This is a genomic window from Novosphingobium sp. NPDC080210 (genome assembly GCF_050281025.1).
Classification (GTDB): domain Bacteria; phylum Pseudomonadota; class Alphaproteobacteria; order Sphingomonadales; family Sphingomonadaceae; genus Novosphingobium.
The window spans coordinates 433,984-458,978 of the sequence record NZ_JBNNWL010000001.1 but is presented as its reverse complement, the minus strand read 5'-3'; the positions used below and the strand labels follow the sequence as shown (position 1 = coordinate 458,978).

Below are 24,995 nucleotides of genomic sequence, written 5' to 3'. Positions count from 1 at the left end.
TTACCACTCCTTCCGGTAATCGTGATTGGCCTGGACCATCTCGGTCAGAGTGGTCGGCCCGCCCAGCGGCTCAACCGTGTGACGGCCCGGCTCCTGCGTGCCGGTCTTGGGCGACTGGCCAGCGGCGAGCGCGTCAAGCACCTTGTCGAGGCGTTCGGCGGTCAGGTCTTCGAAATTGTCGTCGTTGATCTGGACCATCGGAGCCGAGGCGCAGTTGCCCATGCATTCGACCTCTGTGAGGGTCCATAGACCGTCATCCGTGGTGTGGCCCTTCTCCATCCCGCGCTTCTTGCAGGCGGCCAGGATATCGTCCGAACCACGCAGCATGCACGGCGTGGTGCCGCAAACCTGGACGTGGAAACGGCCCACCGGGACCAGGTTGTACATGGTGTAGAAGGTCGCGACTTCGACCACGCGGATGATCGGCATGTCGAGCTGCGCCGCGACATATTCCATCACCGGGATCGGCAGCCAGCCCTGCGTATTGGTTTCCGCACCCACCTGGCGCTGGGCCAGATCGAGCAGCGGCATGACCGCCGAGCGCTGGCGGCCTTCAGGATAGCGGGCGATGATTTCCTTCGCCTTGGCCGCGTTCTCCGCAGTCCAGGCGAAATCACCCCAGCGCGCCCGCAGTTCAGGGCTATCGGGTTCGAGATGACGGTCAGCCATTACGCCGCCTCCAGGCTTGCGACAGTTCCTGGGTGAGGAAGAACAGTTCGAAACCGGCGACGCTGACCGTCAGCATCACCAGGCTGTCGCGATTGTCCATGCCCAGCCAGACCATGGCGAAATAGGCCACGGCGAGCAGCAGGCCGGTCAGAGCCGCCCAGACCCGCAATTGATCGAGATTGCTCAACTTCACCGGATAAACTCCACGCGAGAGCACTTGTCGCCCTCGAAGCTGTAGACTGCGATCACGTCGAACGGTTCGACCAGTTCCGAACCATCGGAAGCCGGCCCGCGCGTCACATGTTCGCGGAACAGGACATAGTCGCCGATTTCCTGCTTCTCGACGATCTTGGCATGATTCTGCGGCCACTTGGCGAAAGCAGCAGCAAGGCCGCTGCGCGTCCCTTCCTTGCCTTCGCGCACCACGGCGCCGCGATAGTTCGCCTCGCAGGCGTCATCGGTCATGTAGGACACGTAAAGGTCCACGTCCTGCGCGTTGTAGGCGGCGATCATCGCCTCGGCGATGGCAAGCTTGCTCACCGGTCACACTCCCCGAACACCACGTCGATCGCGCCCAGGATGGCGGTCGCGTCGGGTAGCATGTGGCCCTTGCACATGAAGTCCATCGCCTGAAGGTGGCTGAATGCGGTTGGGCGGATCTTGCAGCGGTACGGCTTGTTGGTGCCATCGCTGACCAGATAGACGCCGAATTCGCCCTTGGGGCTTTCGGTGGCGACATAGACTTCGCCTTCCGGAACCCGGAAACCTTCGGTGTAGAGCTTGAAGTGGTGGATCAGGCTTTCCATCGACTGCTTCATTTCCGCGCGCTTGGGCGGGAAAATCTTGCGGTCGGTGCTGGCCACCGGACCTTCCGGCATCTGCTGGATGCACTGCTTCATGATCCGGGCCGACTGGCGCACTTCCTCGACGCGGACCATGAACCGGTCATAGCAGTCGGAATTGGTGCCAACCGGAATTTCAAAGTCCATCCGGTCGTAAACGTCATAGGGCTGCGCCTTGCGCAGGTCCCAGGGGATGCCGGCGGCGCGGATCATCGGGCCGGAGAAGCCCCAGGCCAGCGCGTCTTCTTTGGAAACCTTGGCAATATCGACGTTGCGCTGCTTGAAGATGCGGTTGTCGATCACCAGGCTCATCGCGTCTTCGAACAGCTGCGGCAGGCGGGTTTCAAGCCAGACCGAGATATCGTCGAGCAGGGCCTGCGGCACGTCCTGGTGGACCCCACCGGGACGGAACCACGCCGAGTGCATCCGGGCGCCCGAAGCGCGCTCGAAGAAGTTGAGACAGTCTTCGCGGATTTCGAACAGCCACAGGTTCGGCGTCATCGCGCCGACGTCCATTACGTGCGACCCCATGTTGAGCATGTGGTTGCAGATGCGGGTCAGTTCGGCAAACAGCACGCGCAGATACTGGCCGCGCAGCGGAACTTCGACGTTCAGCAGCTTTTCAACGGCCAGGACGTAGGAATGCTCCATCCCCAGCGGCGAGCAATAATCAAGCCGGTCGAAATAGGGCAGCGCCTGCAGGTAGGTCTTGTGCTCGATCAGCTTTTCCGTGCCGCGGTGCAGCAGGCCGACGTGCGGATCGACGCGTTCGATGATCTCGCCGTCCAGCTCCAGCACCATGCGCAGCACGCCGTGCGCCGCCGGGTGCTGCGGACCGAAGTTAATCGTGTAATTGGTGATGACTTCGTCGCCGGTGGTCGGCGACTCTTCGAGAGTGAAGCTCACTTCGCACCCTCCGCTTTCTCGTCGCCGGGCAGGACGTAGTCCGGGCCTTCCCAGGGGCTGAGGAAATCAAACTGGCGCAGGTCCTGGTTCAGCTTGACCGGTTCGTAAACGACGCGTTCCTGCTCCTGCGAATAACGCAGCTCGACATAGCCGGTGAGCGGGAAGTCCTTACGGAACGGATGGCCTTCAAAACCATAGTCGGTCAGGATGCGGCGCAGGTCCTGGTTGCCTTCGAAGATCACGCCGTAAAGGTCGAAAACTTCGCGCTCCAGCCAGCCAGCATTGGGCCAGAGGGTCGTCACAGTCGGCACCGGAGTCTGCTCCGCCGCGCTGACCTTAACCAGCAGGCGGTGGTTCTTGGTGACCGAAAGCAGCATGTAGACCACTTCGAACCGCTCAGCGCGGTCGGGATAGTCGACCCCGGCGATTTCCATGAGCTGCTGGTATTCGTGATCGTCACGCAGCTGGCGCAGCGCGTTCGCGATTTCAGCGCGAGCGACGGTCAGGACCACTTCACCATGCTGCTCGACCGCGCCGAGCAGCTTGCTGCCCAGCGCCTTGGTCAGGGCGTCGATCACGCCTTCGTTCGAAGCGAACCGCGGGGCGGAATGCAGAACCGTGCTCATCGCTCAATCGTCCCCACGCGGCGGATCTTGCGCTGCAACTGCATCACGCCATAGAGCAGCGCTTCGGCAGTCGGCGGGCAGCCCGGCACGTAAATGTCGACCGGCACGATCCGGTCACACCCGCGCACGATGCTGTAGCTGTAGTGGTAGTAACCACCGCCATTGGCGCAGCTGCCCATCGAGATCACGTACTTCGGGTCCGACATCTGGTCATAGACCTTGCGCAGCGCCGGAGCCATCTTGTTGCACAGCGTACCGGCCACGATCATCACGTCGGACTGACGCGGGGAAGCGCGCGGCGCGACGCCGAACCGCTCCATATCATAGCGCGGCATGTTCACGTGGATCATTTCGACGGCGCAGCAGGCCAGGCCGAAGGTCATCCACCACAGCGAACCGGTACGGGCCCACTGGAACAGGTCCTCGGTCGAAGTGACCAGGAACCCCTTGTCGTTCACTTCGGCGTTGAGGCTGTTGAAAAAGTCAGCATCAGGCGGGGTGATGTCAGGCCGGTTCCAGACCGGACGGCCGATTGCGTCGAGTTGGTCGGTCATTCCCAATCCAGAGCCCCCATCTTCCAGGCATAAACAAGGCCGAACACAAGCTCGCCGATAAAGACCATCATCGTGATCCACGCGGCCCAGCCCAGATCGAGGAAGCTGACCGCCCACGGAAACAGAAAGGCCGCTTCAAGATCGAAGACGATGAACAGGATCGCGACCAGATAGAACCGGACGTCGAACTGGCTGCGCGGGTCTTCGAACGCGGGAAAGCCGCATTCGTACTCGCTTTCCTTGGCCGCAGTCGGGTTATGCGTGCCGGTCAGGCGCGCCACCCCCATGGGCAGGAACACGAAGAGCGCCGATAGCGCGAATGCAATCCCGAGGAAGATCAGGATCGGCAGATATTGTGACAGGTCTACCAAGGGGCTGACTCGCCTTGCTGAACAGATAGGCGCGCCCTAGTCCCGGCGTGGCCCGCGTGCAAGGGGGACAGCCCCTGCAAAGCCGGAATTTTACCGCCAGCGCGGCAGCACCGATGCTGGCGGCAGGCAGCGCAGCCCCGTGGCGCGCCGCCTGCCGTGCAGATTCTACTTCTTCAGTTCGCGCGCCAGGGTGGCATGGGTCGACTTGCCATAGGGCGGCTTGAAGCCCGACATGCCCGCGATATCCAGGCCCGGCTGGCGATAGACCGCGCGCATGTGGCTGAAGGTCTTGAAGCCATCCAGGCCATGGTAATTGCCCATGCCCGACGGCCCTACCCCGCCGAACGGCAGGTCTTCCATGGCATTGTGGAACAGGACGTCGTTCACCGTCACCCCGCCCGAGATCGTGCGGGAAAGGACCTTCTCCTCCTCCGCCTTGTCGTTGCCGAAGTAATAGAGCCCCAGCGGACGATCGTGCGCGTTCACGTAGTCGATGGCCTGGTCGATCGAGTCATAGGTCATGACCGGCAGGATCGGGCCAAAGATTTCTTCCTGCATGACCTTCATGTCGTCATTCACGTTGCGCAGGATCGTCAGCGGCATCTTGTTGCCGTTGGACGATGCGAAGTCTTCGCCCGCCGGGTTCACTTCGATCAGCTCGGCGCCCTTTTCCTTCGCATCGGCGAGATAGCCCTGGAGCCGCTCATAGTTCCGGCCATTGACCACCGAGGTGTAGTCGTCGTTGCCCAGCAGGGTCGGGTACATGGTCGCCACGCTGCTTTTCACGCTGGCGATCACGTCCTGCTCCTGCTCCTTGGCAACCATCAGATAGTCGGGCGCCAGACAGATCTGGCCGGCATTCATCATCTTGCCCATGGCAATGCGCTGTCCGGCCTTGGCCTTGTCCGCACTGCGACCGATGAAGGTTGGCGATTTGCCACCGAGCTCCAGCGTTACCGGAACCAGATTATCCGCAGCGGCGCGCATGATGTGCTTGCCGACGCTGGTCGCTCCGGTGAAGATCAGGTGATCGAAGGCGAGCTTCGAAAAGGCCGAGCCGACTTCCACCCCGCCGGTGAAAACCGCCATTTCCTCTTCCGCGAAATACTGCGGCACCACTTCGGCAAAGAGGTCGGCAACGCGCTCGGTAAATTCGCTGGGCTTGACCATGGCGCGGTTACCGGCGGCGAGAATACCGGCCATCGGCACCATGACCATGCCGATTGGAAAGTTCCACGGCGCAATCACGCCGACCACGCCCTTGGGCTGGTAAACCACCTTGGCCTTGGCACCCAGGAGGCCGAGCGGGAACATCGCCTTGCGCTTTTCATCCCGGCTCCACGCCTCGAAATGTTTGCGCGCATGCTTGAGCGCCCCGACTGACGGCATGATATCGGTCATCAGCGTCTGTTCGGTGCTGCGATGGCCGAAATCGGCACTGACCGCCTTGGCAAAGGCATCCTTGTGATCGACCAGCAGCGCAATCGCGCGGTCGATCCGGTCGCGGCGGATGGCGTGACCTTCGGGCATGGCGGCGGTAAATGCGGCCTTCTGCCTGGCCAGCACGGCCCCCATGCGGTCCACTTCGGCATTGCTCATTGATGCATCCTTCCCCAGTTTTTCCCAGTTTCTCTTTGCCACTCTTTTCCGCCAAGGCAGGCCGCAAGGCAAGAGTTTGCGCAACTCTGATAAAAACATGATTTTACAACGGCTTTTGGCGTGCTAGCGGCGTCCGCTCTTGGAGAGACGCAAAAATGAGAACTTCGGGTCGCACCGCCATTATTGCCCTTGTCGCCATGTTCGGTTTGAACGCCCAGCCCAGCCAGGCGAGCAACATCGTTGCCGATCTGGACCAGGTTGCCACGGTCATGAAGAAGGCCGGTTACCAGGCCGAACTGGGCAGCAATCTGGGCGAACGCTTCCTCACCGCAGAGCTGGACGGATACAAGTTCATGGTCCTTCCCTATGGCTGCGATGACACGAAGCGGAACTGCAAGTCCCTGCAATTCTTCATTGCTTTCAACCCGGAATCCAGCCCCAGCCTTGAAGCAATAAACGCCTATGCGCGCGAAAACCGCTGGGGCCGCGTCTATCTCGACAAGGATGGCGATCCGGCGCTGGAATTCGACCTCGACCTTGAAAAGGGCGGAATGTCAGAGGACCTGTTTCTGGATAACGTCGCCTATTGGGAAGCCATCGTTCAGGCCTATGCCAAGTTCGTCTTTGGCGAGCGCTGATGCGAGAGGCGATTGCCATTGCTGCGGCGCAACATTAGACGGAGCGGGATTCTTCATCCTGCCTGAAAGGTTGCAGTGACATGGCCCAGCTTTCCGCGAACGATCCGATTGTCATCCTCTCCTATGCGCGCACCCCGATGGGCGGGATGCAGGGCGCCCTGTCCGACGTCAGCGCGACCGACCTGGGCGCAACCGCGATCAAGGCCGCGGTGGAGCGCGCCGGCGTAAAGGGCGAAGAGATTGAGCGCGTCTACATGGGCTGCGTTCTCCCCGCAGGTCTGGGCCAGGCTCCGGCCCGCCAGGCGACGATCAAGGCCGGCCTGCCCAAGTCGGTGCAGGCGACCACGGTCAACAAGGTGTGCGGTTCGGGCATGCAGACCCTGATCATGGGCGCGGAAGCTCTCGCCGCCGGGTCGATCGACCTGGTCGTGGCGGGCGGCATGGAAAGCATGACCAATGCGCCCTACCTGCTCAAGAAGCACCGTTCCGGTGCACGCATCGGCCATGACACGGCCTATGATCACATGTTCCTCGACGGGCTGGAAGACGCTTACGAACCGGGCCGCGCCATGGGTACTTTCGCGCAGGACACGGCCAATGCCTATCAACTGACGCGCGAGGCGCAGGACGATTACGCGATTGAATCGCTGCGCCGCGCCCAGGCCGCCATCGCCGACGGCGCGTTCAAGGCCGAAATCGCGCCGGTCACCGTCGTCAGCCGCAGCGGCGAAACCGTGGTCGACACCGACGAGCAGCCCGGCAAGGGCCGCCCGGACAAGATCCCCGCGCTGAAGCCTGCCTTCGCCAAGGACGGCACGATCACTGCCGCCACGTCCAGCTCGATCTCTGACGGTGCGGCGGCGCTGGTCGTGACGCGTGAAAGCGTGGCCAAGGCAAAGGGCCTGGCTCCGGTCGCTACCGTGGTCGCCGTAGCTGCCCATGCGCAGGAACCGAAGGATTTCACGACTGCTCCGGTCGGCGCGATCAACAAGGTTCTCGAAAAGGCGGGCTGGTCGCTGGCCGACGTCGACCTGTTCGAAGTCAACGAAGCTTTCGCCTGCGTCGCCATGTTCGCCATGCACGACTTGGGCATCGCGCACGACAAGATCAACGTCCATGGCGGCGCGACTGCCCTGGGCCACCCGATCGGCGCTTCGGGCGCGCGCATCGTGACCACCCTGATTGCGGCGCTCCAGCGTCATGGCAAGAAGAAGGGCGTGGCCAGCCTGTGCATCGGCGGCGGCGAAGCCACTGCCGTTGCGGTTGAACTGGCCTAAATTCTGATCGGTTCGGTCCGGGGCGCGTTCATCGCCCCCGGACGGCCTCTTTGATCAGGGCTGTCCTGCGCCCCACAACCTGGCCTGCGGGACAAATCCCTTGCGCGGGCCAACGGTAAATTCGCACCAGTTGTTGGCGCAGTCACCCAGTTCACCGACCACGCCGGGCGCAAGCCGCCAGAGCAGGCGCGCATCGCTGCTGCCCTTCTCCCGCATGTCCGCAGGGTCCTTGCCCTGAACGAACCCGCCCGCCTTGCGGCTGAGGAAGCGCGCCAGGACCCAGCCCTGCGCGCCATCGGGATCGCGCACCAGTCGCCAGCCTTCCTTGATGCGCAGAACCTTCAGCGGCAGCATCGGACGCTTATAGACCCAGAGAATCTGGTAATCCTCGCCCGGTCCGGCACGCATGTTGACCTCGCTCACCCGCACGGAAGCCCAATAGGGCACTTCGCTGTTATCCTGGGCAAGGGCCGCAGGGGCGCAGGCAGCAGAAGCCACGAGGGACAGGGGCAGGAGGAATCGGCGCAGGAAAATCATGCCTGCTGATAGACTGCCAGTGCAATCCGCTTCAAGCCGCTTGACCGCCTGCCCTGCCCCGGCCTAGCGCTTATCCCATGACAGTCGTGACCGACACCAGGACAAGCCGCCGCCTTTCGGGCAAGCCCAGGGTACACGTGACCCGCCGTTTGCTGCCCGCCGTCGAAGAGCGGATGCGCGAACTGTTCGACGTGGTCCTGAACCCGGAAGACCGCGCTCTCACCCGCGACGAACTGGTCGCCGCCATGCGCGATTCCGATGTGATCGTCCCCACCGTGACGGACCGCATCGATGCCCAAATGCTGGAAGAAGCGGGCGAGCGGCTGGGCCTGATCGCCAATTTCGGCGCGGGGATCGAACATATCGACCTGTCTGCCGCACGTGCGCGCAAAGTCATCGTCACCAATACGCCGGGCGTTTTCACCGACGATACGGCAGACCTCACCATGATGCTGATCCTGTCGGTGCCGCGCCGCCTGGGCGAAGGGGCACGGCTGGTGCGCGATGGCAAATGGAGCGGCTGGTCGCCCACATCGATGCTGGGACATTGCCTCGGCGGCAAGCGGCTTGGCATTGTCGGCATGGGCCGGATCGGCCAGGCCGTGGCACACCGCGCCCGGGCATTCGGGCTTGAGATCGTCTATCACAATCGCAGCCGCCTGGCCCCGGCGATCGAGAACGTGTTCGGCGCAAAGTACGAACCGGACCTCGACCGGCTGTTTGCCGAAGCGGATATCATTTCGCTGCACGCCCCTGCCGGCGCGGGCACGCACCATCTGGTGAATGCCGAGCGGATCGCCGCGATGAAGCCCGGTTCCTACCTGATCAACACCGCGCGCGGCCACCTGATTGATGAAGACGCTCTGGTCGCCGCCCTGCAAAGCGGGCAACTGGCCGGGGCCGGTCTGGACGTGTTCGCCAACGAGCCGCAGGTCGATCCGCGCCTGATCGCCCTGCCCAATGTCATCACCCTGCCCCACATGGGCAGCGCAACAGTCGAAGGGCGCGGCCACGCCGGCGAAAAGGTTATCGCCAACATCCGGTTCTGGGTGGATGGTCACCGCCCGCCCGACCAAGTCCTTGAAGGCTGGGTATAAGCTGGGTTCGCGCAACAAAAGTGCCGCTCGCGGCTTGCGCGGATATAAATCATTGCTCTAAACGACCGCCCCGAAGAACGGCCGAGCGGTAGACTGCGGCTGCGGGGAGCATCTCATGCGACTTTTCAAGTTACTTGCCGTTGCAGCAGCAATGATCGCACCGGCCAGCGCGCACGCGCAGGCGGCGCAAGCCGCGCAAGTGGCGGCGGACAGCGGCAATACGGCTTGGGTCCTGATTTCCTCAGCCCTCGTCCTGCTGATGACCATGCCGGGGCTGACCCTGTTCTACGGCGGGCTGGTTCGGACCAAGAACTTCCTTTCGGTCATGGTCCAGGTCGGCGCCATCGCTTCTGCCGTTTCGATCCTGTGGGTGCTGTGCGGCTATGCGCTGGCATTCGGTCCGGCAACCAACGGCTGGCTTGGCGCTGGAGCCTGGATGCTGAAGGGTAGCCAGGACCTGCTGCGCAGCGGGACCGACATTTCAGAGCGGACCTTCGCGCTGTTCCAGATGACCTTTGCCGCGATCACTCCGGCCCTGATGGTCGGCGCCTGGGTCGACCGCACGCGGTTCGGCTGGGTCGTCGGCTTCAGCGTCCTGTGGAGCCTGATCGTCTATGCGCCGGTTGCGCACTGGATCTGGGGCGGCGGCTGGCTGGCGAGCGCACTGGGCACCCTGGACTTTGCGGGCGGGATCGTGGTGCACACGACCGCAGGGGTCTCGGCGCTGATCGTGGCCCTGCTGCTGGGCAAGCGCCAAGGCTTTCCCCGCACTCTGATGCTGCCGCACAGCCCGTCGCTGACCATGGCAGGCGCCGCTCTGCTGTGGGTGGGCTGGTTCGGCTTCAACGGCGGTTCCGCGCTCGCCGCCAGCGATGACGCGGCAAGCGCCATCATCAACACGCACCTTGGCGCAAGCACCGCGGCCCTGGCCTGGCTGCTGATCGAGCGGATCAAGGTTGGCAAGCCCACCAGCGTCGGCTTTGCCACGGGTGCAATCGCGGGCCTGGCGACGGTAACCCCGGCAGCCGGCTTCATTTCAGCAGGCGGCGCAATCATGCTCGGCGCCATCGGCGCTGCGGCCTGTTTCCCGATGATCCTGCTGATCAAGCACAAGCTGGAAATCGACGACTCGCTCGACGTATTCGCAGTTCACGGCGTCGGCGGAATCGTTGGCTCGCTGCTGCTGGCGGTCTTTGCCAGCACGGCGCTGGGCGGCAATGGTTATGCCGCAGGAATGGGCATGGCCAGCCAGATCGGTGCGCAGCTTGTCGGCGTGCTGACCGTTGCCCTGTGGTCGGGCTTGGCAACGGTCTTGATCGCCAAGCTGGTCGCCCTCGCCTTCCCGATGCGGGTCAGCGAAGACGATGAGCGCGAAGGGCTCGACCTGTCGAGCCATGGCGAACGCGCCTGGGAAATGGACTGAACGCAGCCATGGTGCGGTTGGACAGCCACAGGCTCAGCCGCACCATCAGGGCCACCCTGGATCGCTCGGGCCGCTCGGACGTCGCGGAACTGGCGCATTACGTGCTTTGCGTCGTCCTGTTCCACCTTGCCGTGGGCCTGGTGCTGATGCTGGCGCTCGACGCCCCCACGCAAGCGATTGCGCGTGATGTCCTGCTGGTGGCCTATTTCATTCCGGTCCCGGCGCTGATGATCCGCAGGCTCCACGATCAGGAGCGCTCCGCCGCCTGGGTCTGGCTGGCGGTTCCGGGAATGGCCCTGTGGCTGGTCCGCAAGGTTCTGGTGCTGGTGCCCGATACGACAATGCCGTTCGGGATAGACCAGATCGCCTGGCCGCTCGACTGGTTCGGCGGCCTTGCCAATCTGGTCCTGATCGTCCTGCTCCTGCTGCCGGGAACCAAGGGGCCAAATCGCTTTGGCCCCGATTCCCGCGCAGTCTGAGCGGATCAATCGCCGGTAAGGATACGGTCGACCAGCTGCTTCACGGTCGGCGTGAAGTTGTTCGAATAGAACGGGTCGGTGCGGAAGTTATGCGCGGCGTGACCGGCAAACATCAGGTTCTGGTCGATGTCGCCGCCATGAACGATGTCCTTCAGCGTCTTCTGGATGCAGAAGCTGCGCGGATCGGCCAGGTAGCCGGTGGTGTAGTCGTCATGGTCCTTCCAGGCCGAGAAACCACAGTGCGACAGGCAGCCCATGCAGTCCTTCTGGTCCTGCTGGATCACGCTGCGTTCTTCCGGCGTCACGAAGATGATCGTGTCATCCGGCGTGCGCAGCCCGTCGGTGAAGCCCTGGGCGACCCAGTTGCGCGCGCGTTCCAGATCGGCCGGAGCCACCCAGAAGTTCTTGTTGCCCACGCCCACGTCTAGCCGCGCGGTGTGTTCGCCCGCTTCGACCTTGGAATAGGGAATCTGCCGTTCGCTGCGCGCTTCCAAGCTGCGCAGGAAGGGATTGCGCACCGCCGAGCTGTAGAACCCGGTGGGCGAGAAGCGGTGCAGCAGGATGTCGCCCGGCTCCAGCGTGCGCAGGTGATCCTTCCACGCCTGGGGGATCGGGCTTTCCTGGGTCAGCAGAGGACGGGTGCCGTACTGGAAGATGATCTGGCCCAGTTCGGGGTTTCCGATCCAGTTCTCCCAGTCCCGCAGATACCACACGCCGCCGGCCATCACGATCGGCACGCTGTCGGCAATGCCTTCGGCCCGCATCGTGTCGCGCAGCGCCTTGACGCGGGGATAGGGATCTTGCGGCTGCAAAGGGTCTTCCGCGTTGGACAGGCCATTATGGCCACCCGCCAGCCACGGGTCTTCATAGACGACCGCGCCCATCAGGTCCGCCACCTTGTGATAGGCCCGCTTCCACAGGGCGCGGAAAGCGCGGGCGGAACTGATGATCGGCAGGTAGTTCACATTGAACCGCGCCGCGATCTCGGACAGCTTGTAGGGCATCCCCGCCCCGCAGGTAACGCCGGTGACCAGGCCGCGGGTCTGTTCCAGCACGCCTTCCAGCACTTGCTGGGCGCCGCCCATTTCCCAAAGGACGTTGATGTTGATCGCGCCCTGCCCGCCCGAAATCTCGTGCGCGCGGCGGACCTGTTCCACCCCGCCCTTGATGCCATAGGCTATCAGTTCCTCGTGGCGATCGCGACGAGTGGCGCCGTGGTAGGGCTGATCGACGATATTGCCGTGTTCGTCGTAGAAGTCCGCATTGACCGCGCTGACCGTGCCGATGCCGCCCGCTGCTGCCCAGGCACCGGAACTGGCGTGGTTCGATACTGCCACGCCCTTGCCGCCTTCCACCAGCGGCCAAACTTCGCGGCCGCCATAAAGGATCGGTTGCAGCCCCTTGAAACCCATTACGTCCCCAACTTTCCTGCTGCCGAATTGCACGGCTTGATAACTTTAGGTTCGGGCCTTTGGCCCTGTGCTTCGAAAGCGGCATAATAGCCGTTCAGTTCCGGCTTTACGACAAATTCCACCAAGCGAAAGCCTACGGCTCCAAATTCGCAGAACAAGAGCTGTGGAGGAATGCCGTGCTGGTCGGTGGGCCGGTCCACGTCGACCACCACCACCTGCCCACCGGGCTTGAGCGAGGGGCGCAGGTTCCAGAGGAACGCGTAAGGCTCGGTCACTTCGTGGTACATGTGGACCATGAACACGCGGTCAAAGCTGCGTTCCGGCAGCCGCGGGTCTTCCGCTGCGCCCAGCTTGATCGAAACGTTGTCGAGCCGCTCGCGCTCTACCCGCTGGCCAAGCCGCTGGATCGCGCCGGGATCGATGTCCTGCGCCAGCACGCGGCCACGCGGTCCGACCCGCTCTGACAGGCGCACGGTGTAATAACCCTCGCCCGCGCCAATATCCGCCACGGAAGTCCCAGCGCCAATCTTGGCCAGGTCCATGACCACCTTGGCCTCACCCAGGTTGTCACGAACGTCCTCGTCGGAGAACTCGTTGGAAGTGACAGCGGATACCGGACGGAAGGGCTTTGGAAACTCGCGCGCGCCGGCAGGGCGAGCACTATCGTCGGCCCCGCCCTGACAGGCAGTCAGAGCAGCAAGGATCAGAATTGCCGCCCCGGCGCGGATCAATCCACGTCCTCCACCTCAACCTTCTCGCCCGTCACGCGCTGCGCCAGGGCAGCGGCCATGAACGGATCGAGCGCGCCGTCCAGCACGTCCGAGGGGGTCGGGCTGGTCACGCCAGTACGCAGGTCCTTCACCATCTGGTACGGTTGAAGAACATAGGAACGGATCTGGTGACCCCATCCGATATCAGTCTTCGCAGCGTGTTCGGCGCTGGCCGCTTCCTCACGCTTGCGCATTTCCTCTTCATAGAGGCGCGCCTTCAGCATCCCCATCGCGATTTCGCGGTTCTTGTGCTGGCTGCGGTCAACCTGGCTGGCGACGACGATGCCCGAAGGCGTGTGGGTGATGCGCACGGCCGAGTCGGTGGTATTGACGTGCTGACCGCCCGCACCCGACGCACGGTAGGTGTCGATCCGCAGGTCGGCCGGGTTGATGTCGATCTGGAAGCTGTCGTCGATCACCGGATAGACCCAGACCGAGCTGAAGCTGGTGTGACGCCGCGCCGAGCTGTCATAGGGCGAGATGCGGACCAGGCGGTGGACCCCGCTTTCCGTCTTGGCATAGCCATAGGCGTTTTCGCCCTTGCACAGGATCGTGGCCGACTTGATCCCGGCCTGGTCGCCCGCCTGATATTCGATCGTTTCCACCTTGAAGCCGCGCTTTTCAGCCCAGCGGGTGTACATGCGGAACAGCATTTCCGCCCAGTCCTGGCTTTCGGTGCCGCCAGCCCCGGCGTGGATTTCGATGTAGGTGTCGTTGCCGTCAGCCTCGCCAGCCAGCAGCGCCTGGACCTTGTCCGCATCCGCCCGGTCGGCCAGTGCGGCCAGCGCAGCAATGCCTTCATCGATGGTGGCTTCGTCGCCTTCCATTTCGCCGAGTTCGACGAATTCGATGGCATCGGCCATCTGCGACGAAATCTCGTTGACCGTGCCCACCGCGGCTTCAAGCCGGCGGCGCTCCTTCATCACGGCTTCGGCTTCCTTGGGATTGTCCCACAGCTTCGGATCTTCGACCCGCGCGTTCAGTTCATCCAGGCGCCGCAGCGCGCGATCCCAATCGAGGAACTTGCGGACGAGCGCCAGTGCGGCCTCGATCCGTTCAATATGAGCCTGCCCTTCGGCACGCATGACCTTACACTCCGGCAAAACGAAAAGCGCCAAGCGGGCGCACCAGCCCCGCTTAGCGCAAGTCACTTGATTGTAAAGCGCAAGCCTTAGCGGCGTAGCGCGCGAACCGCCTCCAGCGTCAGCTTCACGTGGTCGCGGTAGTCCATGTCAGAGTGAACGAACTTCACCTTTCCATCCTTGCCAATGACATAGGAGGTCCGGCTGGCAACACCGGTATTCGCACCATCGGGCTTGCGCAGGACAACGTCATAAGCCGCAATGGTCTGCGGGCTGGCAATGGCAACGGCGAACTTGTCGCGGCAGGCTTCCTTGGAAAAGCGCTGGAGCGAAGGAAGGTCATCCGCCGACATGCCGACCACGGTCGCACCCGCCGCCTTGAAGTCCGCACTCGCCTCGGCAAAGGCGCGCGCTTCCAGCGTGCAGCCCTGGGTAAAGGCCTTGGGGTAGAAATAGAGGACGACCGGCCCCTTCTTCAGCGCCTGACCCAGGTTGAAGTTGAACGGCTTTCCGGCCAGCGCGCCCTGGGTGACGATCTGCGGAGCCTTGGCGCCCTGCGGCAAGACCGCAGGCGCAGCAGCGTGGACCGAAAAGAGGGCGAGCGAGGCCAGACCGGCAAGAATGGAGCGTTTCATGGCAACCATTTTGCGCCCAGGTCGCGGCCCTGTCCACCCTGTCCTATGGGACGCGTATCGCGGGTCCCGGTCCGGCAGCAGCGGGGGGAGCCTGTTCGGCCACCGGCGCTTCTACCGCCGTATCCGCGCCGCGCGACGCGCCCCGGCGGATCGCGGCAATCAGGGCATCGCGCTGCTTGGCTGCGTCGTCCGCGCTGGGGCCAGTGCGGGCTTCGGACTCGGCCTTGAAAGCCTCCCAGATGATCGAGGACTTGGGATCGTTGCTGGGCATTCCGTCGAGCACGCGCTTGCCGCTGACCCGGTCGATCCGGACCATGTAGACGCCCTTGGGCGCAACGAAGGGCCGGGTGCTCCAGCGCGGCTTGGTAGCCTGGACGACCTGCTTGAAGATAGGCGCCGCAGTCGAACCGCCCTGCGCATTGCCACCCAGCGAACGCGGCTGGTCAAAGCCAAGGTAGACGCCGCCGACGATTTCCTGGTTGCCGCCGATGAACCAGACGTTGGTCGGGCCGGTCGTCGTGCCGGTCTTGCCGAACAGGGGCAGGCCCAGTTCGCGCAGGGTCGTGGCCGTTCCGCGCGTGACCACGCCTTCCAGCATGTGCACCACCTGATAGGCGGTGCGCGGGTCCATCACTTCCTTGCCGCGCGGAGCCAGACGGGGCATCGGCTTGCCATCCCACTCCGCCATGTTGCAGCTGTCGCAGCGGCGGTTGTCCGCCTTCCAGATCACCTTGCCATTGCGGTCCTGGATATAGTCGATCAGCGTCGGCGGATACTGGACCCCGTTGTTGGCCAGCGACGAGAAGGCATTGACCATCTTGAGCACGGTCGTGTCGCCTGCCCCCAGTGCGAAGGACAAATAGGGATCGTACTTGCCGATACCCACCCGGTCGATCGTCCGCACCACGTTGTCCATGCCCGTATCGTTGGCGATCCGGATCGTCATCAGGTTGCGCGATTGCTCAAGCCCCCAGCGCATGGTGTGGGTGCCGCCCGCCCCGCGCATGTCGAAATTGCGGAAGCACTTCTGCCCCAAAGCCGCGCCCTGATAGACGCAGAAGCTGCCATCGACGACCTGGCTGGCCGGGCTCATCCCGTAATCGAGGCCGGTGCCATAGACGAACGGCTTGATCGTGGAACCCGGCTGGCGCAGCGCCTGGGTGGCGCGGTTGAAGCTGCCCAGTCCGGCATCGAAACCGCCCTGCATGGCCAGCACCCGGCCCGAGAACGCCTCCTGCATCAGCATCCCGCCCGACACTTCGGGCACGACCCGCAAGGCCCAGGCATTGCCGGCCGGAGCAACGGCGATGATGTCCCCTTCGCGCAGGGCATCCGGTGCGCTGATTAGGGGGCCCTTCTTGCCATCGGCGAAGCCCACCGTCGCGCGCGCACCGCTGCGCTCGATCACGATGGCGATGCGCCAGTCCTGATAGCTGATCGACTTGCCCTGGGCGATCAGCTGGGTCTGCCACTTGTCGGGATCAAGCTTCACATGCTCGATCGGCTTGGAAAAGGCGCGCCCGCCGGAATAGCGCAGCAGCCCGGCGCGCAAGGCATCCTGGGTGGCCTTCTGGATCTGCGGATCGAGCGAGGTGCGCACCCACAGCCCGCCATCATAGACGCTGTTCGGCCCAGCCTCGGCATTTTCGCCATATTTGTCGATCAGGTTGCGGCGCACTTCCTCGACGAAATAGCCGGTCGAGGGATCATAGACTGCGGAACGGCGCGGCACGATGCCCAGCGGCTGCGCCTTGGCCTGGGCAGCTTCGGCTGCGCTGGCAAAGCCGTTGCGGACCATCTGGTCGATCACCCAGTTGCGCCGCTCAATCGCGCGGGCGGCATACTTTTCCCGGCCATAGATTTCCGGGCCGCGCGGCAAGGCGGCCAGGAAGGCGTTTTCCGCCAGAGTCAGGTCGCCCACGCTCTTGCCGAAATAGGCCTGGGCCGCAGCCTCGACCCCAAAGCTTTGCCGCCCGAGCGGAATCTCGTTGAGATAAAGCTCCAGGATCTGCTGCTTGGTCAGCACCCCTTCGATGCGCCGCGCCAGGACCATTTCCTTGAGCTTCCGGGTGACGGAGTACTCGTTGCCGATCAGGATGTTCTTCGCGACCTGCTGGGTAATGGTCGAACCGCCCTTGGCCCGTTCTCCCGAACCCATCTTGGCAACATAGTCCACCACGGCCCCGGCCAGGCCGCCGAAATCCACCCCGCCGTGCGAAAAGAACGTGCGGTCCTCTGCCGAGAGATAGGCATTGATCAGCGGTTGCGGGAAATCGACGTAGCGCAATTGCACCCGCCGTTCGCGCGCATAGGCATAGACAATCTCGCCATTCACGCCGCGCACGATAGTCGGAAGGCGCGGCTGATAGGTCAGCAGGCGGTCAGCCGAAGGCAGGTTCCAGCCAATCGCGATCCACAGCAAGGCAAAGGCCAGCACGCCTCCGCCCAGGGTGTAGTTGGCGAGGCGAAAGCGCTTGCTTTCATGCCAGCGGCGTTGATGCCACTGGCCAAGGCGGCTTTCGCGCAGTTTGCCCAGCAATTCAGACGAGCTTGCCCAGACCACGGCCCAGGCAGCAGCAAACCGCGCGCGCAGGCCGGAAAATAGACCGCGCGCTTCACGCCGGATGCGCAGGTGGACGGATTCTGGAGCGTCGTCGTCAGCCATGGATGGGGCGCTCTAGCACGGTAAATCGGACCAATGCCAGCGCCAACCTACAGCGCCGCGACAGTCTGATTGTTCCGGGCAAAGAACACCCGGATCGCCTGTCCGACCACTTCGGCCAGGGCAAGCTGCCCTTCCCGCGACGTCAGCCGCGCCAGATCGGAGGGATGGTTGATGTATCCGCTCTCCAGCAGGACCGAGGGCAGTTCCGGCGATTTCAGCACGGCGAAAGCGGCAGACTGGAAGGTGCTGTCCTTGAACGGCACCTTCCCTCGCGCCTCGCGCAGGATCAGGCGGGCAAACTCTTCAGACTGTCCCTGGGTCTTGCGCTGCGACAGGTCGACCAGGATCGCGCTGACGGTATCGTCCTGCTGGCGGATCGGCACACCGCCGATCAGGTCCACCGCGTTTTCCCGCGCGGCCATCCGCTCGGCCACTTCGCTGCTACCCTTGGCCGACAGGGTATAGACCGAAGCGCCAACCGCTCCTGCCTCCACCTCGGTACTGTCGGCGTGGATCGAAATGAATAGATCGGCGCCCATCTTCCGCGCAATCGCGCTGCGCTCACCTAGGGCGAGGAAGCGGTCGTCGCTGCGGGTCAGGGCGACGCGCACCCCGCCGCTGCGCAGAAGATCGTCGCGCAGGGCCAGGGCAATAGCGAGGGTCAGCTGCTTTTCCTTGGTTGGTCCACTGCCTGCCCCGGGATCGCGACCGCCATGGCCAGGGTCGATCACGACCAGCGGGCGGGTCGGATCCTGCGGTCCCTGGATCTGGGGCAAGCTGACCATGCTCTGCCCGCGCTCAAGCTTGACCGAAACGACATAGTCCTGTCCGCCGCCGCGCAGCCCGCCTGTCCGACCAGTCAGGACCATCACGGCCAAGACTGCAAAAGGCAGCAAAATAATGGCCGTGAAAAGCACGATGCGACGCATGGTCAGGCACTTAATCAACCTGCCGCATTGGCGCAATCGCCTTGCCGATAAGACAAACCGATGCTAGGCAATGTCCAACCGGAACCGGATCGGCACTGTCCATCCAGACTTCCGGGGGGAGAATCCGGCGCAGATCTGCCGGATCAGACAGGTTGATGCCGTAATGAGAAGCCCTTCACTTGCCTCCGTGCCGAATGCCCCAGGGCATGCGGCAGCGCAAGTAATCGGCACAGTGCGTACCGAATCGCCGTACATTCTCGTTTCAGCAGACACGCTCATCGCCGCCGGAACCCATCGTGGCACCGGCTCATTCGATAGGTCCGCGCGCTTTTTCCGGGAAATTCCGGCTGCGCGCGGAGTTTCCGCCAACAGTCGCGCCAGCATTTCGACCGCCCTAGCGGGGCCGGTCTGCACAGGGCGCGCACGGAGTATTTATAATGACCATGCGCATGCTAATCGATGCGCGCCACCAGGAAGAAACCCGGGTGGCGGTGCTGAAGGGCAATCGGATTGAAGAATTCGACTTTGAATCTGCCGAACACAAGCAGATCAAGGGCAATATCTACCTAGCCAAGGTTACCCGCGTCGAACCGTCGCTGCAGGCGGCTTTCGTGGATTTTGGCGGCAATCGCCACGGCTTCCTAGCGTTCAGCGAAATCCATCCGGACTATTACCAGATCCCGAAGGAAGACCGCGAAGCCCTGCTGGCTGAAGAAGCGGCTCATGCCGAAGAAGAAGCCGCCCTGCGCGCCATTGCCGAGGGTGAGGAAGACTTCGTTGGCGACGACGAACTGGGCGAGGCCCTGGCCGACGACATGGCCGGAACCACGCACGACCATCACCACGACGACGATGATTTCGGCGGAGTGACCGAAGTCGACACTGCCGAGAAGGACGAAGTCGCCACCATCGAGGACGGCCACGTCGAAAACGGCTTTGATCACGATGGCGAGGAATCGGGCGAAGGCGACAGCGAAAGCGAAGGCGAAGAGCCGCGCCGCCGTGGCCGGGGCCGTCGCCGCCAGGGTGGCAATCGCGGCCACGCCAAGGAAGCCGACGAACTGCGCGCCAAGCGCATGGCGCTGCGTCGCCGCTACAAGATCCAGGACGTGATCCAGCGCCGCCAGGTGCTGCTGGTCCAGGTCGTCAAGGAAGAGCGCGGCAACAAGGGCGCGGCGCTGACCACCTATCTCAGCCTGGCGGGCCGCTATTGCGTGCTGATGCCCAATTCCAGCCATGGCGGCGGGATCAGCCGCAAGATCAGCTCGGCTGCCGATCGCAAGCGCCTGAAGACCATCATTGCCGAAATGGACCTGCCCAAGTCGATGGGCTGCATCGTCCGCACCGCCGGCCTTCAGCGCACCAAGACCGAAATCAAGCGCGACTTTGACTACCTCGCTCGCCTCTGGGACGGCATTCGCGAAACGACGCTGAAGAGCACGGCCCCGGCCCTGATCCATTCGGACAGCGACCTGATCAAGCGCGCCATCCGTGACATCTACAACCGCGACATCGAAGACGTCGTGGTCGAAGGCGAAGCGGGCTACCGCGCCGCGCGCGATTTCATGAAGCTGCTGATGCCCAGCCATGCCAAGCGGGTGAAGGCCTATTCCGATCCGGTGCCGCTGTTCCAGCGCTATGGCGCGGAAGACCAGCTTACCGCGATGTACGATCCGGTCGTCCAGCTGAAGAGCGGCGGCTATATCGTCATCAACCCGACCGAAGCCCTGGTTTCGATCGACATCAACTCGGGCCGTTCGACCAAGGAACACGGGATCGAGGCGACTGCGCTCAACACCAACCTTGAAGCGGCGCGCGAAATCGCCCGCCAGCTGCGCCTGCGCGACATGGCCGGGCTGGTCGTGATCGACTTCATCGACATGGAGTACAACTCCAACATCCGCAAAGTCGAAAAGGCGATGAAGGATGCGTTGAAGAACGACCGCGCGCGCATCCAGGTGGGCCGCATTTCGTCGTTCGGCCTGATGGAAATGAGCCGCCAGCGCCTGCGCACCGGCGTTCTGGAAGCGACCACCCGTTCGTGCCCGCACTGCGATGGCACCGGCCTGGTCCGCACCGCGTCCAGCGCCGGCCTTTCCGCCCTGCGCCTGATCGAGGACGAAGCCGCCAAGGGCAAGGGCTCGATCATCTCGCTCTATGCCAGCACCGAAGCGGCGGTTTACCTGCTCAACGCCAAGCGCGCTGACCTGGGCGAGATCGAGGAGCGCTATGGCGTCCGCGTCGAAGTGCTGCCGGAAGGTGAGAACGAAGGCGCCAAGATGCGCGTCGCCTCGTCCGGTCCGCGCCCCGAATTCACCCCCCGCTTCGATCCGATCGTCATCGAGGAAGATGACGACGATGTGATCGAGGAAGAGGATGAGTTCGAAAACGAAGCCGAAGAGCGCGGCGACGATGGCGAAGGCCGTGGCAAGCGCCGCCGCAAGCGCCGCCGCCGTGGCGGTCGTGGCCGCGACGACGAACGCGCACCCCGCGAAGAAGGCGAAGTCTCCGACGAGGCAGACGAGCGCGAAGAAGGCGAACAGGCCGAGCGCCGTGAAGGCAGCGAAGACGAAGATGGCGAAGCGCCGCGCAAGAAGCGCCGCCGTGGTCGCCGTCGGCGTGGCGGTCGGGGCCGCGGTGAAGGTGAAGGCAGCGCCGAAACCGAAGGCACTTCGGACGAAGGCGAGGCAGCCTCTGAAGCAGAGGGTGAGCCTGCCGCTCCTGCCGAAGTGGCCCAGACCGAAGTTGCCGAAGCAGCCGCAGAAGCTCCGGCCAAGCCGAAGCGCACTCGCAAGAAAAAGGCCGATGCTGAAGCAGCGCCTGCTGAAGCGGCCCCGGTCGAAGCCGAATCTGCCGAAGCGGCCGAGCCTGCTCCAGTAGCGGAAGAAGCACCGGCCAAGCCGAAGCGCACCCGCAAGAAGAAGGTCGCCGACGAAGCGGCAGTGACCGCAGAAGCTCCCGCGGCAGAAGAAGCTGCACCCGCAGCCGAAGCAGCCCCGGCCAAGCCCAAGCGCACCCGCAAGAAGGCCGCAGCGGCTGAACCCGCTGCCGAACCGGAAGCACCGGCACCTGTGGCCGAGGCAGAACCGGAAGCCGCCGCACCGGCTGAACCGGAACAGTCCGGGCCTCCCCGCCGGGGCTGGTGGCAGCGCACTTTCGGCGAATAAGCTCGACTGCGAGCGAACAAAAAGGCGGCGAGTCACCCTCGCCGCCTTTTTCGTATCCTGTCCAACGGTTCAGCCAGTCTTGATCGCTTCGCCCCACTCCATCCAGCCCGCCCAGCGCGGGGTCTTGGGAGCATAACGCTCACCCGCTTCGTGGGTGTCGAACCCGCCCTCAGCAATCGCGCTGGTCACCGGACGGGTCAGGTGGCACCCGCCAGCCATGCGCTTCCACACCGGCTCGATCCGCCCTTGCCACGTGCGCACGTGCTGGTCCGGGGCGCGGCCATGTTCGGCGTAGAGCAAGCGCCCGCCGGGCTTCAGGATGCGCCGCAGCTCGCGCAGGGTCTGCGCCTGGCTTCCCACCGAACAGAGCGTGAAAGTGCAAACGACCGTATCGAAGGAATCGCTGGCAAAGGGAATGTCCTCGCCAAAACCCTGGCGCATATCCGCCTGCCAGCCCCGCTTGGCCGCCTCAGCGCGGGCGAATTCCAGTCCCTTCGTCGAAGGATCGAGCCCCGCATAGCTGGTGATCCGGCTGGTATCGTAAAGCTGCTGGTTGATTCCGCCGCCGCAACCGATCTCGAACACCGCGCCGCTGGCCAGGGGCACGACCTTTTCCCGCAGGTGCATGATGGCGGGACTTGAACAGGCGCACTTGATCAGGCGCGGGACGACGTGTTCTTCATACCAGTTCGCTAGGCCCATCTCTCTCCCCTTCGCGCGTCATTGTCCCCCGCATGATGCCACAGGGGATCGCAAGGGAAAGCGGCATCTGCACACATTCTTGATTTCCTGCGTCCCGAAGCGGACACCGGACCAGCCCTGGCACCGCCATGGCGCATTGCGCTTTTCGATCAAATTTCCTTTTAGGACGGCTTGCCCCGGCGTGATCAATCGCTAGAGAGGGGTCCAAAGCGTGGCACGCCGCCCGCATGGATACAGGGACAGTCATGGCAAACTTCACTCTTCCTGCGAACAGCAAGATCAGCCGTCAAGGCACTCACCACCGTGCCGAGGGCGCGACGCGCGTGAAGAAGTTCACCGTCTATCGCTATGACCCGGACAGCGGCGAAAACCCGCACTACGACGTGTTCGACATCGATCTCGACAATTGCGGCCCGATGGTCCTGGACGCCCTGATCAAGATCAAGTCGGAAATGGACCCGACCCTGACTTTCCGCCGTTCGTGCCGTGAAGGGATCTGCGGTTCCTGCGCGATGAACATGAACGGCCGCAACGGCCTGGCCTGCACCACCGCGATCGAAGACCTGTCGGGCGAAATCCGCATCACCCCGCTGCCGGCGATGGAAGTGATCAAGGACCTCGTCCCCGATTTCACCCATTTCTATGCGCAGTATGCTTCGATCCGGCCCTGGCTGCAGACTGTTTCCACCACCCCGTCGGGCAAGGAGCGCCTGCAAAGCCCCGAACAGCGCGAGAAGCTGGACGGTCTGTATGAGTGCATCCTGTGCGCCTGCTGCTCCACCTCGTGCCCCAGCTACTGGTGGAATTCGGACAAGTTCCTGGGTCCGGCGATCCTGCTTCAGGCCTATCGCTGGCTGGCTGACAGCCGTGACGAAATGACCGGCGAGCGTCTGGACGAACTGGAAGATCCGTTCCGTCTCTATCGCTGCCACACCATCATGAACTGCGCCAACGTGTGCCCCAAGGGCCTCTCGCCCGCACGTGCCATCGCCGAAATCAAGAAGATGCAGGCAGAACGTCACGTATAAGGCATTCAGCCGATGAGTGACGACCGCGGTTTTACCAGTGTGCCGGACCCGGAAAATCCGGGTTGGCACACCTGGCAGCTGAATGATCCGACCCGGTTCAACAGCTGGATGTTCCCCAAGCTGCTGGTTCGCGCCGATCCCGATGGAAAGGCGCGGCTCCGGATGTTCCCCGAACACCGCCACACCAACCTTGGCAACAATATCCACGGCGGCACGGTCATGGCGCTGGTCGACATTGCCCTGTTCGCCTGCTCGCGGATGCTGGGCATTATCGAGGCTGGCACGGCGGTCACGCTTGACCTCAACGTCCAGTTCATCGGCGCGGGCAAGCCCGGCGTTCCCTGCGACGCGGTGACCGAACTGCTGAGGGAAACGCGCCGCCTGGTGTTCCTGCGGGGCGTCGTGGAACAAGGCGAAGGTCATCTGGTCGCCGCATTCTCTGGCACGATCCGCAAGCCCACTGCCCCGCGATGACCCGCGTCATCGACCGCTATGAAGAGCTGGTGGCAGCGGGCGAACTGCGCGCCGATACCGAACAACGCGGTGCGGCAGAGCGGCTGAACCGGCTCCAGGCCGAACTGGAAGCTGCGCCGCCCTCCTCCGGCTTGCTGGGCAAGCTGTTCGGCAAGAAGGCCAGCACGCCGCGCGGGCTTTACCTGTGGGGCGGCGTCGGCCGGGGCAAGTCCATGCTGATGGACCTGTTCCACCAGTGCCTGGCCATCCCGGAAAAGCGCCGCGTCCACTTTCACGCCTTCATGCTGGAAGTCCATGCCCGCCTGCGCGAAGCCCGCAAGAGCGAAAGCGGCGATCCGATCCCACCGGTTGCCGCCGCCATTGCCAGCGGGTTGCGGGTGCTCGCGTTCGACGAGATGGTCGTCAACAATTCCGCCGATGCCATGATCATGAGCCGCCTGTTCACAGCGCTGATCGTCGATCACGGACTGGTGATCGTTACCACCAGCAACCGCGCGCCGTCACAGCTTTACAAGGACGGGCTCAACCGCGAGCATTTCTTGCCGTTCATCGCCCTTATCGAACGCGAGCTGGACGTGCTGGCTCTCAACGGCCCGCACGATTACCGGCTGGAGCGTCTGGCCGGGATCGACACCTGGCATACGCCGCTGGGCGATGCGGCAACGGCCCAGGTGCGCGAGGCGTTCTTTCGCCTGACGGACTATCCGCCCGAGGACAGCGCCCACGTTCCCTCGGCCGATCTGGACCTGGGCGGCGGACGCTTCCTGCACGTTCCGAAAAGCCTGAAGGGGGTGGCCGTATTCAGCTTCAAGCGCCTGTGCGAGGAAGCGCGCGGGGCCAGCGATTACCTGGCCATCGCGCAAACCTATCACACGGTGATCCTGGTCGGCATTCCGCGCATGGGACCGGAAAACCGCAACGAAGCCGCGCGCTTCGTCACGCTGATTGACGCGCTCTACGAAAACAAGGTGAAGCTGTTCGCCACGGCAGCGGCGGAGCCGGAAAAGCTCTATACAGCAGGCGACGGCGCGTTCGAATTTGAACGCACCGTCAGCCGCCTCATGGAAATGCAAAGCGAGGACTACCTCGCCGCCGGTCACGGCGAGGAATAGG

24 protein-coding genes and 1 pseudogene are annotated in these 24,995 nt (G+C 63.6%); 9 read left to right on the top strand and 16 right to left on the bottom strand.

Translation table 11 applies throughout. The features are described from left to right. From ACQKOE_RS02220 to ACQKOE_RS02185, 8 genes and pseudogenes are all read right to left on the bottom strand, one after another. The gene (locus ACQKOE_RS02220) at positions 1-669 is read right to left on the bottom strand and encodes a complex I 24 kDa subunit family protein (protein WP_427511363.1); all 669 of its coding nucleotides are present in this window, start codon (positions 667-669) and stop codon (positions 1-3) included. Next, a complete protein-coding gene (locus tag ACQKOE_RS02215) occupies positions 662-862 on the bottom strand; it encodes a hypothetical protein (RefSeq protein WP_427511362.1) in 201 nt (66 codons plus the stop codon). Before ACQKOE_RS02215 ends, ACQKOE_RS02220 begins: the two co-directional genes overlap by 8 nt. Beyond that, positions 859-1,209 (bottom strand): nuclear transport factor 2 family protein, encoded by a 351-nt coding sequence (locus tag ACQKOE_RS02210; protein WP_427511361.1) that lies wholly within the window; start codon positions 1,207-1,209, stop codon positions 859-861. Before ACQKOE_RS02210 ends, ACQKOE_RS02215 begins: the two co-directional genes overlap by 4 nt. Next, positions 1,206-2,417: an NADH-quinone oxidoreductase subunit D gene (locus ACQKOE_RS02205; RefSeq protein WP_427511360.1), complete on the bottom strand. Its 1,212-nt coding sequence runs from the start codon at positions 2,415-2,417 to the stop codon at positions 1,206-1,208. Before ACQKOE_RS02205 ends, ACQKOE_RS02210 begins: the two co-directional genes overlap by 4 nt. An 11-nt stretch (positions 2,418-2,428) precedes the next feature. Continuing rightward, positions 2,429-3,043: pseudogene (locus ACQKOE_RS02200) on the bottom strand (NADH-quinone oxidoreductase subunit C); the annotation flags it as partial. Beyond that, a complete protein-coding gene (locus ACQKOE_RS02195) occupies positions 3,040-3,597 on the bottom strand; it encodes a NuoB/complex I 20 kDa subunit family protein (RefSeq protein ID WP_427511359.1) in 558 nt (185 codons plus the stop codon). The pseudogene ACQKOE_RS02200 and the gene ACQKOE_RS02195, both read right to left, overlap by 4 nt. After that, positions 3,594-3,968, bottom strand: coding sequence for an NADH-quinone oxidoreductase subunit A (gene ndhC / locus ACQKOE_RS02190; RefSeq protein WP_427511358.1), 375 nt, complete (start codon positions 3,966-3,968; stop codon positions 3,594-3,596). The genes ACQKOE_RS02195 and ndhC overlap by 4 nt, the downstream gene beginning before the upstream one ends. Before the next feature lie 165 nt (positions 3,969-4,133). After that, positions 4,134-5,567 (bottom strand): coniferyl aldehyde dehydrogenase, encoded by a 1,434-nt coding sequence (locus ACQKOE_RS02185; RefSeq protein ID WP_427511357.1) that lies wholly within the window; start codon positions 5,565-5,567, stop codon positions 4,134-4,136. 155 nt (positions 5,568-5,722) lie between these two features. On the opposite strand from ACQKOE_RS02185, the gene ACQKOE_RS02180 reads away from it, so the two are divergent. Beyond that, on the top strand, positions 5,723-6,205 hold the full coding sequence (locus ACQKOE_RS02180) for a YbjN domain-containing protein (protein WP_427511356.1): 483 nt from the start codon (positions 5,723-5,725) through the stop codon (positions 6,203-6,205). Between the two features lie 80 nt (positions 6,206-6,285). Then, on the top strand, positions 6,286-7,482 hold the full coding sequence (locus tag ACQKOE_RS02175) for an acetyl-CoA C-acyltransferase (RefSeq protein WP_427511355.1): 1,197 nt from the start codon (positions 6,286-6,288) through the stop codon (positions 7,480-7,482). 54 nt (positions 7,483-7,536) lie between these two features. On the opposite strand, the gene ACQKOE_RS02170 is transcribed toward ACQKOE_RS02175, so the two are convergent. Then, positions 7,537-8,019, bottom strand: a complete 483-nt coding sequence (locus ACQKOE_RS02170) for an SH3 domain-containing protein (protein WP_427511354.1) — start codon at positions 8,017-8,019, stop codon at positions 7,537-7,539. A 77-nt stretch (positions 8,020-8,096) separates the two neighbouring features. Between ACQKOE_RS02170 and ACQKOE_RS02165 the strand changes: the two genes are divergently transcribed. From ACQKOE_RS02165 to ACQKOE_RS02155, 3 genes are all read left to right on the top strand, one after another. Continuing rightward, positions 8,097-9,116, top strand: coding sequence for a 2-hydroxyacid dehydrogenase (locus ACQKOE_RS02165; RefSeq protein WP_427511353.1), 1,020 nt, complete (start codon positions 8,097-8,099; stop codon positions 9,114-9,116). A gap of 151 nt (positions 9,117-9,267) precedes the next feature. Next, entirely contained in the window at positions 9,268-10,539 is a 1,272-nt protein-coding gene (locus tag ACQKOE_RS02160; RefSeq protein WP_427511352.1) for an ammonium transporter, read from the top strand. Between the two features lie 8 nt (positions 10,540-10,547). Then, positions 10,548-11,018 (top strand): DUF805 domain-containing protein, encoded by a 471-nt coding sequence (locus tag ACQKOE_RS02155; RefSeq protein ID WP_427511351.1) that lies wholly within the window; start codon positions 10,548-10,550, stop codon positions 11,016-11,018. A 5-nt stretch (positions 11,019-11,023) separates the two neighbouring features. Here ACQKOE_RS02155 and ACQKOE_RS02150 read toward each other — a convergent pair whose 3' ends face one another. The 6 genes from ACQKOE_RS02150 to ACQKOE_RS02125 all read right to left on the bottom strand — a co-directional run bounded on the left by ACQKOE_RS02150 (position 11,024) and on the right by ACQKOE_RS02125 (position 18,451). After that, positions 11,024-12,430 carry an NAD(P)H-dependent flavin oxidoreductase gene (locus ACQKOE_RS02150; RefSeq protein WP_374588231.1) on the bottom strand — a complete coding sequence of 469 codons (1,407 nt, stop codon included), beginning with the start codon at positions 12,428-12,430 and terminating at the stop codon, positions 11,024-11,026. After that, entirely contained in the window at positions 12,430-13,161 is a 732-nt protein-coding gene (locus tag ACQKOE_RS02145) for a class I SAM-dependent methyltransferase (protein WP_427511350.1), read from the bottom strand. Before ACQKOE_RS02145 ends, ACQKOE_RS02150 begins: the two co-directional genes overlap by 1 nt. Then, positions 13,158-14,285 carry a peptide chain release factor 2 gene (gene prfB / locus ACQKOE_RS02140; RefSeq protein ID WP_427511349.1) on the bottom strand — a complete coding sequence of 376 codons (1,128 nt, stop codon included), beginning with the start codon at positions 14,283-14,285 and terminating at the stop codon, positions 13,158-13,160. The genes ACQKOE_RS02145 and prfB overlap by 4 nt, the downstream gene beginning before the upstream one ends. Before the next feature lie 86 nt (positions 14,286-14,371). Further along, positions 14,372-14,917 carry a peroxiredoxin gene (locus ACQKOE_RS02135; protein ID WP_427511348.1) on the bottom strand — a complete coding sequence of 182 codons (546 nt, stop codon included), beginning with the start codon at positions 14,915-14,917 and terminating at the stop codon, positions 14,372-14,374. Between the two features lie 43 nt (positions 14,918-14,960). Further along, positions 14,961-17,582 (bottom strand): penicillin-binding protein 1A, encoded by a 2,622-nt coding sequence (locus ACQKOE_RS02130; protein WP_427511347.1) that lies wholly within the window; start codon positions 17,580-17,582, stop codon positions 14,961-14,963. Positions 17,583-17,629: 47 nt separating this feature from the next. Continuing rightward, positions 17,630-18,451, bottom strand: a complete 822-nt coding sequence (locus tag ACQKOE_RS02125; RefSeq protein WP_427511346.1) for an N-acetylmuramoyl-L-alanine amidase family protein — start codon at positions 18,449-18,451, stop codon at positions 17,630-17,632. A 497-nt stretch (positions 18,452-18,948) separates the two neighbouring features. Between ACQKOE_RS02125 and ACQKOE_RS02120 the strand changes: the two genes are divergently transcribed. After that, positions 18,949-21,678 (top strand): Rne/Rng family ribonuclease, encoded by a 2,730-nt coding sequence (locus tag ACQKOE_RS02120; RefSeq protein ID WP_427511345.1) that lies wholly within the window; start codon positions 18,949-18,951, stop codon positions 21,676-21,678. A 69-nt stretch (positions 21,679-21,747) separates the two neighbouring features. Here ACQKOE_RS02120 and ACQKOE_RS02115 read toward each other — a convergent pair whose 3' ends face one another. Continuing rightward, positions 21,748-22,380 carry a class I SAM-dependent methyltransferase gene (locus ACQKOE_RS02115; protein ID WP_427511344.1) on the bottom strand — a complete coding sequence of 211 codons (633 nt, stop codon included), beginning with the start codon at positions 22,378-22,380 and terminating at the stop codon, positions 21,748-21,750. Between the two features lie 245 nt (positions 22,381-22,625). Between ACQKOE_RS02115 and ACQKOE_RS02110 the strand changes: the two genes are divergently transcribed. Genes ACQKOE_RS02110 through zapE form a run of 3 tightly spaced genes read left to right on the top strand, consistent with a single transcriptional unit; the run spans position 22,626 to position 24,994 of the window. Then, positions 22,626-23,408, top strand: a complete 783-nt coding sequence (locus ACQKOE_RS02110; RefSeq protein WP_374588246.1) for a succinate dehydrogenase iron-sulfur subunit — start codon at positions 22,626-22,628, stop codon at positions 23,406-23,408. A gap of 12 nt (positions 23,409-23,420) precedes the next feature. Continuing rightward, positions 23,421-23,882, top strand: a complete 462-nt coding sequence (locus ACQKOE_RS02105) for a PaaI family thioesterase (RefSeq protein WP_427511343.1) — start codon at positions 23,421-23,423, stop codon at positions 23,880-23,882. After that, positions 23,879-24,994, top strand: a complete 1,116-nt coding sequence (zapE, locus tag ACQKOE_RS02100) for a cell division protein ZapE (RefSeq protein WP_427511342.1) — start codon at positions 23,879-23,881, stop codon at positions 24,992-24,994. The genes ACQKOE_RS02105 and zapE overlap by 4 nt, the downstream gene beginning before the upstream one ends. The last annotated feature ends 1 nt before the right edge of the window (position 24,995 follow it).